Raw genomic sequence first — 4,963 nt, 5'->3', positions numbered from 1 at the left:
CGAAGTAATCTCGCAATGTCATTCCCTCCGATTCGTAGAGAGATGAACCTTCTCCTGGAACGAACGGAAACGCTGGGCCGCCTGTTTTAATTTCATCTGTCATACATCACCTCATCTAGTGGTCTTATTGCTGCCACCGGTTAAGTGGCAGGGGTAAGATCACTGGTCATTCAAATTCATTCCAGCAGATATATGCTTCCTCTGGACTATCAACCTCTGCATGACCTTCCAAGCCGCACGATGGGCATACAGCCTTATCGTTGAAATTAATCATCCCGACTGGTGCGGAGGTTTCTACAATCACAGGGCTGTGGTTACATCGCCCACAATTCAGCCATGCTATTTCACGCTTTTCCTTACTCATCATTCATTCCTCATTTACCCGCCAATTTAGGCCGTTATGTTCTGCGCTAACTTCATGTCTTTAACTCGGTATCTCTTAACCACAGTCTCATCAACACCGCAGCATATGCATAAGCAAACATCTTCCGTCTGGTCATGCAGCGTCTCAGTAGCTGGACACTGAACAGGAACATCAACCCATGAGTTTGAACTGAGATCGCTTACCACTTTGTGGACATAAATTTCGTTTTTAACTCCGTGGCGCTTCTGCTCAATCAGAGCGTAATCACCAAATTTAAACTGGTGCATTCTCTTACCCCTTAACCATTTACCCGCCAATAAAAAAGGCCACCTAAGTGACCTCGTTAATCTTCTTCAATGTAATTCCAGTTTTCGTCATAACCATATGATAAAGGATCGGTTTCTGGGTGGCATAACTGGAAAGCAAACTTAGTCCATCTCCGCTTTTCATCATCACTTTGCTCGCTATATGGTGGCGCGACGTCGAAGAATGGGTATTCATTTCCCTTAATGTGATACTGCCCACAGTTAGATCCAGTATCTTCATCGGCAAAAGTAACTGAGAAAGTCACATCTGGATAACGCTTGGCAAGCTCTTCAAATATTGGCTCTGGCGAACTCCAAGCAGTTTCAAATCTAAGAACTAATTCAGTGTCTGATTTAATATGACGAGTAACCCGTTTATTCAATATTCGTTTGCGATAAGCGCCTCTAGTGCTTGCTTTTGGTGGTTCTACTGGGATGTTATTGTTATAAGCATTCCATTTTGTTCCCCATCGAATTGCCGACCATCCATACCATGATCGAAATCCATGAAGTTTTTCGTTTTCCACCATGGCCGCAGCATCCAACATATCGCGTTCAAAACTTTTTGGTCGTTCTGACTTAAAGTGTTTAATTACGTCATCTCCAGTTTTTATTTCTGGATAGTGGTACTTAATGAAATGGACGACATTTCCCTTTAATGCTTCCATTAAAGCCTCAGTAACCGACCCCTCTGAGACATTCAAACTCTCCGGCATTGGAATTACTTTGTTGAAGTCAAATCTTCCATGCTCATTAATTATGCTTTTGAAAATTGCTGCAATGCGCTTGGGAGATCCGCTTATAATGCGCAATTCATTTGTTACATGGTTAGGCATTCTCTTACCCCTTAACTATGTGGTGGGCCTACTTAATAACGTGATAGCAATCTTCACGAACGTTATGTTTGGTGCCTGAACTGTCTTTAACCACGTCAGGCGGCGGTGGTTCTGCTATTCCCCAACAGCAAAATCGGTTATTATTCAATCACCCCAACAGTAGAAGGAATTATACCGTGAACGATAATCGCATTATGGCGCAAGACCACATGCCACCACGGATGCAACCAAAACCGCAGCCGAAGCCAGCAACACCAAAGCCGCCAGGCAGCAAACAATAAAATTAGGAAACAAATGGACAGAGAAGAACTGCTTTATAGAATTGAGTACTCATATAATTTTGAACATCTATTCAGCACGCTAACGTGGCGAATAGATAAACTTATTTCCTTAGCTCTTCTCGTTCTTGGTTCTGCTGTCTTTTCCGGAGTCCGTGGAGTCTTTTGGTATGGTTTGGCAGTGGCAGTTCTAACGGCGATACAAATGACTTATCAGTATGCAAAATCATCAGAGCATTCGTCGCGACAGAGCAGGGAGTATTTAAAGCTCCTAACTCTTGAAAGTCGTTATTCTGATGATGAATTGCTAGATAAGCTTGTTGAGCTGGAAGATAACGACCTTAAACCATGGTTCATACTTTCTGACATATCCTTGGTGAGGACAAATATCAGAAAGGAATACCCAGAAGATCAAGACCCTCACCTGTCTCGGACTAAGCGTTTTATTGCATGGTTTGCTGGAGATAATCCGCGCCGGTGAACCACTCGAAGGATCGATGATGACCCGTAGAGATATAACCCCTAACCACGCTATTCCTCGCCCAACACCAAAACCGCCTAAACCCAAAGGCTGAATTTATCGCGGTAGTTAATTCTACCGCGCCGTAACGCTCTCACTCTTACGGAAGCCTGCTGCAAACTTAGCTACTTCAGGCAAACATATATTGTCCGCGCTTGGCTGCTCACTGCTGCGAACCGGTACCGGCATCGTTGCTTTGTATACCCTCGATGTGCAGCCCTCAGAGAGCTTTGTGAATGCCGCTTCAATTCGGCTTGCCATTGCACGACTTTCATCGCACTCGGCCTTATATGCTGCGTAGTGCTCACCACGTTGGCGGCAACGACGAGACTTGGCGTTATCTTTCTTACGCTTGGTGATTATCTGAATCATGGTTACCTCCGGTGGTCTTACCAAAGCCCTCACGTATAAGGGCAGCGGTAAAATCACTCATCTCTGTTGTATTCTCCAACCAGTTGGAATTGGAAGCTGCCGTGTGATGTAGCGTGTTCAAGCTGAGCGGTAATGCCAAATGCTCGACCGTCTGTTGTTTCTATAACGTCGTCGTGCGAAGCGTGGAACATACGATAAGATTTACCCTCTGCAAAATTAGCCGCATTAGTGGATTTGGTGCATTTTACTGTCGAGTATTTCATTGTCATTTTAATGCCCTCAATTAGTGGTTTTGCCAAAACCCACGGATTCATGGGTAGTGGTAAATCCACTAGCCTTGCACTCTTACCCAGTCTATTTGCCTATGACACTCGAGAGATGCATCTGCCGTTGTTGTTGCCATCTCTGATACACGCCTTGTTCTACGTGCGGTTCGAATTCCCTTGCCGACTCACTGGTCTTACTCGCTCTCCTGAGCTACTAAGGTGCAAAGCCAACTTCTCTTTGGTCTACCGCAAGCGGCGGTAGAAGTCCGTCACGAGGTAAGCATCTCTGCTATCGTCCCTCGCTTTGTTAATGAGCAGCCTGTCGTCCTGACTGGCGCGGCGAGTGATTCCTGTCTGCCGCATCGATGTTTCGTTTCGATGGGGTAAAATTAGCACCATGCTAAAATTAACGCAATAGCATGCTGCTAAATAATTTAGCGTTAATTGCTAAATTTATGAATGGTAAGGGAATTAAAATTAGCGTGGATTTTAGCTGTGAGAAAATTTAGGCAATAAAAAACCCGCCGAAGCGGGTTAGATGTATGAATAATGATGATTAATAAGTTACTGAAGACCAAAAAACCTTGCCAATAACCCTAACTTCTTGATTTGGCATTATCTCATCTTCGTATTCGTCGCTATTGTAGCTGCGAATTTTAACCTTTCCTCCAGGCTGCGCATAAAGCAACTTAACCCGAAGTAGATCTCCATATTCAATGGCATACATTTTGCCATCTTTAATGTCCTTAGACCCCATATCTACGCCAACCGTGGCACCGTCTGGAAGCACTGGTTCCATGCTATTACCAATAACATCAACGCATACAGCATTTTCGTATTGGACACCAAGACGTCGAAGGGTTGATTTCGCGAATCGCAATTTGAACCCGTTATGGTCTTCCTGAAAAACACACCCAGAACCAGCGGCTAGTTGAACCGACTTAAGGAACGGGACTTCAACTTCATCGTCATCGACGGGGGTATCGTTATCCCAAGGTTCTATTTCACCAACGATACGAGCCTGATCGCCATTAACGTGCTCTTCTGGATGAACTAAATCAAGCCATCCTCTTGGAAGATTAATGTTTTTTTCTATTTTACGAGCTAGATCATCCCCAAGATTCCTCCCAGCCTTCCCTCCAAGTATCTGACTTAATGTAGACGCAGAGGTGCCGCAACTCACAGCGAACTGCTCTTTAGTTAGGCCACGTGCCATAGCCTTGTTTTGTTGGTAGCGCAGGTTGTTGCGCCTAATGTCTTTTATGTCCATGCACAAATGATCCCATTATTTAGCTCCGAGATAAATATGCACAGAGCTAAAGTCGTTCTTGCAGTAAATTTAGCGTTGAGCTAATATTGCCCTGAGTCATTAGCAAAGGGAGCAATTATGAACACAACATTAAACGATGACAGCTTGGAAGTTAATGAGCTACTGCGCTGGCGCAAGCAAGCAGACCAGGAAAAGTGGGAGAAGCTTGCAGCCATCGCAGATACATCAACTGGTTATCTTGATCAGCTCGCTTACGGATTCCGTAGAGCGTCAGCTGATAAAGCAAAAGATATATCAAACGCAACAATGACTTTCAGGTCACCAAAGCCGGTAACCAAGGAAGACATAGTTTTCGCGCCATTACGCAGTAAACCAAAGAAAGCAGCTTAAGCACTACCGCTCTTTACACAATCAGGCCAGCTCTGCCGCTTGCGGAGCACACCAAAGTGACAAGCTCACAGCTTTGTCACGTAACAACATCTAACAAGGGAAGAGTACGCAATGGAACGTGCACAGAAACGCACTAACGCAATTGAATTGGAAGTACAGGTTATGAATGGCATCAGCAGCAAGGGCCAACTGGAAGCCGCTAGGCATGTAGGTGTTGACCGGTGCCAGATAAGCCGCTGGATATCAGGCAAGGACAGCATGTTGAGCAAGTTCTGTCGGTTGCTGGAGTTTGCCGAGATTGAGAAGCCTGAAAACATTCTGGCAATAGCAGGGAATGAAGCAAGGGAGATAGCAACGACACT

General features: G+C 45.0%; 7 protein-coding genes. 4 read left to right on the top strand and 3 right to left on the bottom strand.

What is annotated here, in order from left to right:
• Positions 1-707 precede the first annotated feature (707 nt).
• The gene (locus V2A85_RS21875) at positions 708-1,505 is read right to left on the bottom strand and encodes a hypothetical protein (RefSeq protein ID WP_420072354.1); all 798 of its coding nucleotides are present in this window, start codon (positions 1,503-1,505) and stop codon (positions 708-710) included.
• 294 nt (positions 1,506-1,799) lie between these two features.
• Between V2A85_RS21875 and V2A85_RS21870 the strand changes: the two genes are divergently transcribed.
• On the top strand, positions 1,800-2,264 hold the full coding sequence (locus V2A85_RS21870; RefSeq protein WP_420072353.1) for a hypothetical protein: 465 nt from the start codon (positions 1,800-1,802) through the stop codon (positions 2,262-2,264).
• Between the two features lie 114 nt (positions 2,265-2,378).
• On the opposite strand, the gene V2A85_RS21865 is transcribed toward V2A85_RS21870, so the two are convergent.
• The gene (locus tag V2A85_RS21865) at positions 2,379-2,675 is read right to left on the bottom strand and encodes a transcriptional regulator (protein WP_420072352.1); all 297 of its coding nucleotides are present in this window, start codon (positions 2,673-2,675) and stop codon (positions 2,379-2,381) included.
• A gap of 485 nt (positions 2,676-3,160) precedes the next feature.
• Here V2A85_RS21865 and V2A85_RS21860 point away from each other — a divergent pair, with 485 nt between their 5' ends.
• A complete protein-coding gene (locus V2A85_RS21860) occupies positions 3,161-3,328 on the top strand; it encodes a hypothetical protein (protein WP_420072351.1) in 168 nt (55 codons plus the stop codon).
• A 169-nt stretch (positions 3,329-3,497) separates the two neighbouring features.
• On the opposite strand, the gene V2A85_RS21855 is transcribed toward V2A85_RS21860, so the two are convergent.
• Entirely contained in the window at positions 3,498-4,211 is a 714-nt protein-coding gene (locus tag V2A85_RS21855; protein WP_076707019.1) for a LexA family transcriptional regulator, read from the bottom strand.
• A 117-nt stretch (positions 4,212-4,328) separates the two neighbouring features.
• Here V2A85_RS21855 and V2A85_RS21850 point away from each other — a divergent pair, with 117 nt between their 5' ends.
• Both V2A85_RS21850 and V2A85_RS21845 read left to right on the top strand, forming a co-directional pair.
• The gene (locus V2A85_RS21850; protein WP_050136641.1) at positions 4,329-4,601 is read left to right on the top strand and encodes a hypothetical protein; all 273 of its coding nucleotides are present in this window, start codon (positions 4,329-4,331) and stop codon (positions 4,599-4,601) included.
• Between the two features lie 111 nt (positions 4,602-4,712).
• Positions 4,713-4,963: CII family transcriptional regulator (locus V2A85_RS21845; RefSeq protein ID WP_420072350.1), on the top strand; the 251-nt coding region annotated here is incomplete at its 3' end.

The organism is Yersinia sp. 1252 StPb PI (genome assembly GCF_048593885.1).
Taxonomy (GTDB): domain Bacteria; phylum Pseudomonadota; class Gammaproteobacteria; order Enterobacterales; family Enterobacteriaceae; genus Yersinia; species Yersinia enterocolitica_E.
This window is presented reverse-complemented; position numbering and strand designations above follow the sequence as displayed.

What these genes read in the sequence shown, in the direction of transcription:
- V2A85_RS21870 (WP_420072353.1), top strand. Translation starts at nt 1,800, where the DNA reads ATGGACAGAGAAGAACTGCTTTATAGAATTGAGTACTCATATAATTTT.
- V2A85_RS21850 (WP_050136641.1), top strand. Translation starts at nt 4,329, where the DNA reads ATGAACACAACATTAAACGATGACAGCTTGGAAGTTAATGAGCTACTG.
- V2A85_RS21855 (WP_076707019.1), bottom strand. Translation starts at nt 4,211, where the DNA reads ATGGACATAAAAGACATTAGGCGCAACAACCTGCGCTACCAACAAAAC.
- V2A85_RS21875 (WP_420072354.1), bottom strand. Translation starts at nt 1,505, where the DNA reads ATGCCTAACCATGTAACAAATGAATTGCGCATTATAAGCGGATCTCCC.
- V2A85_RS21865 (WP_420072352.1), bottom strand. Translation starts at nt 2,675, where the DNA reads ATGATTCAGATAATCACCAAGCGTAAGAAAGATAACGCCAAGTCTCGT.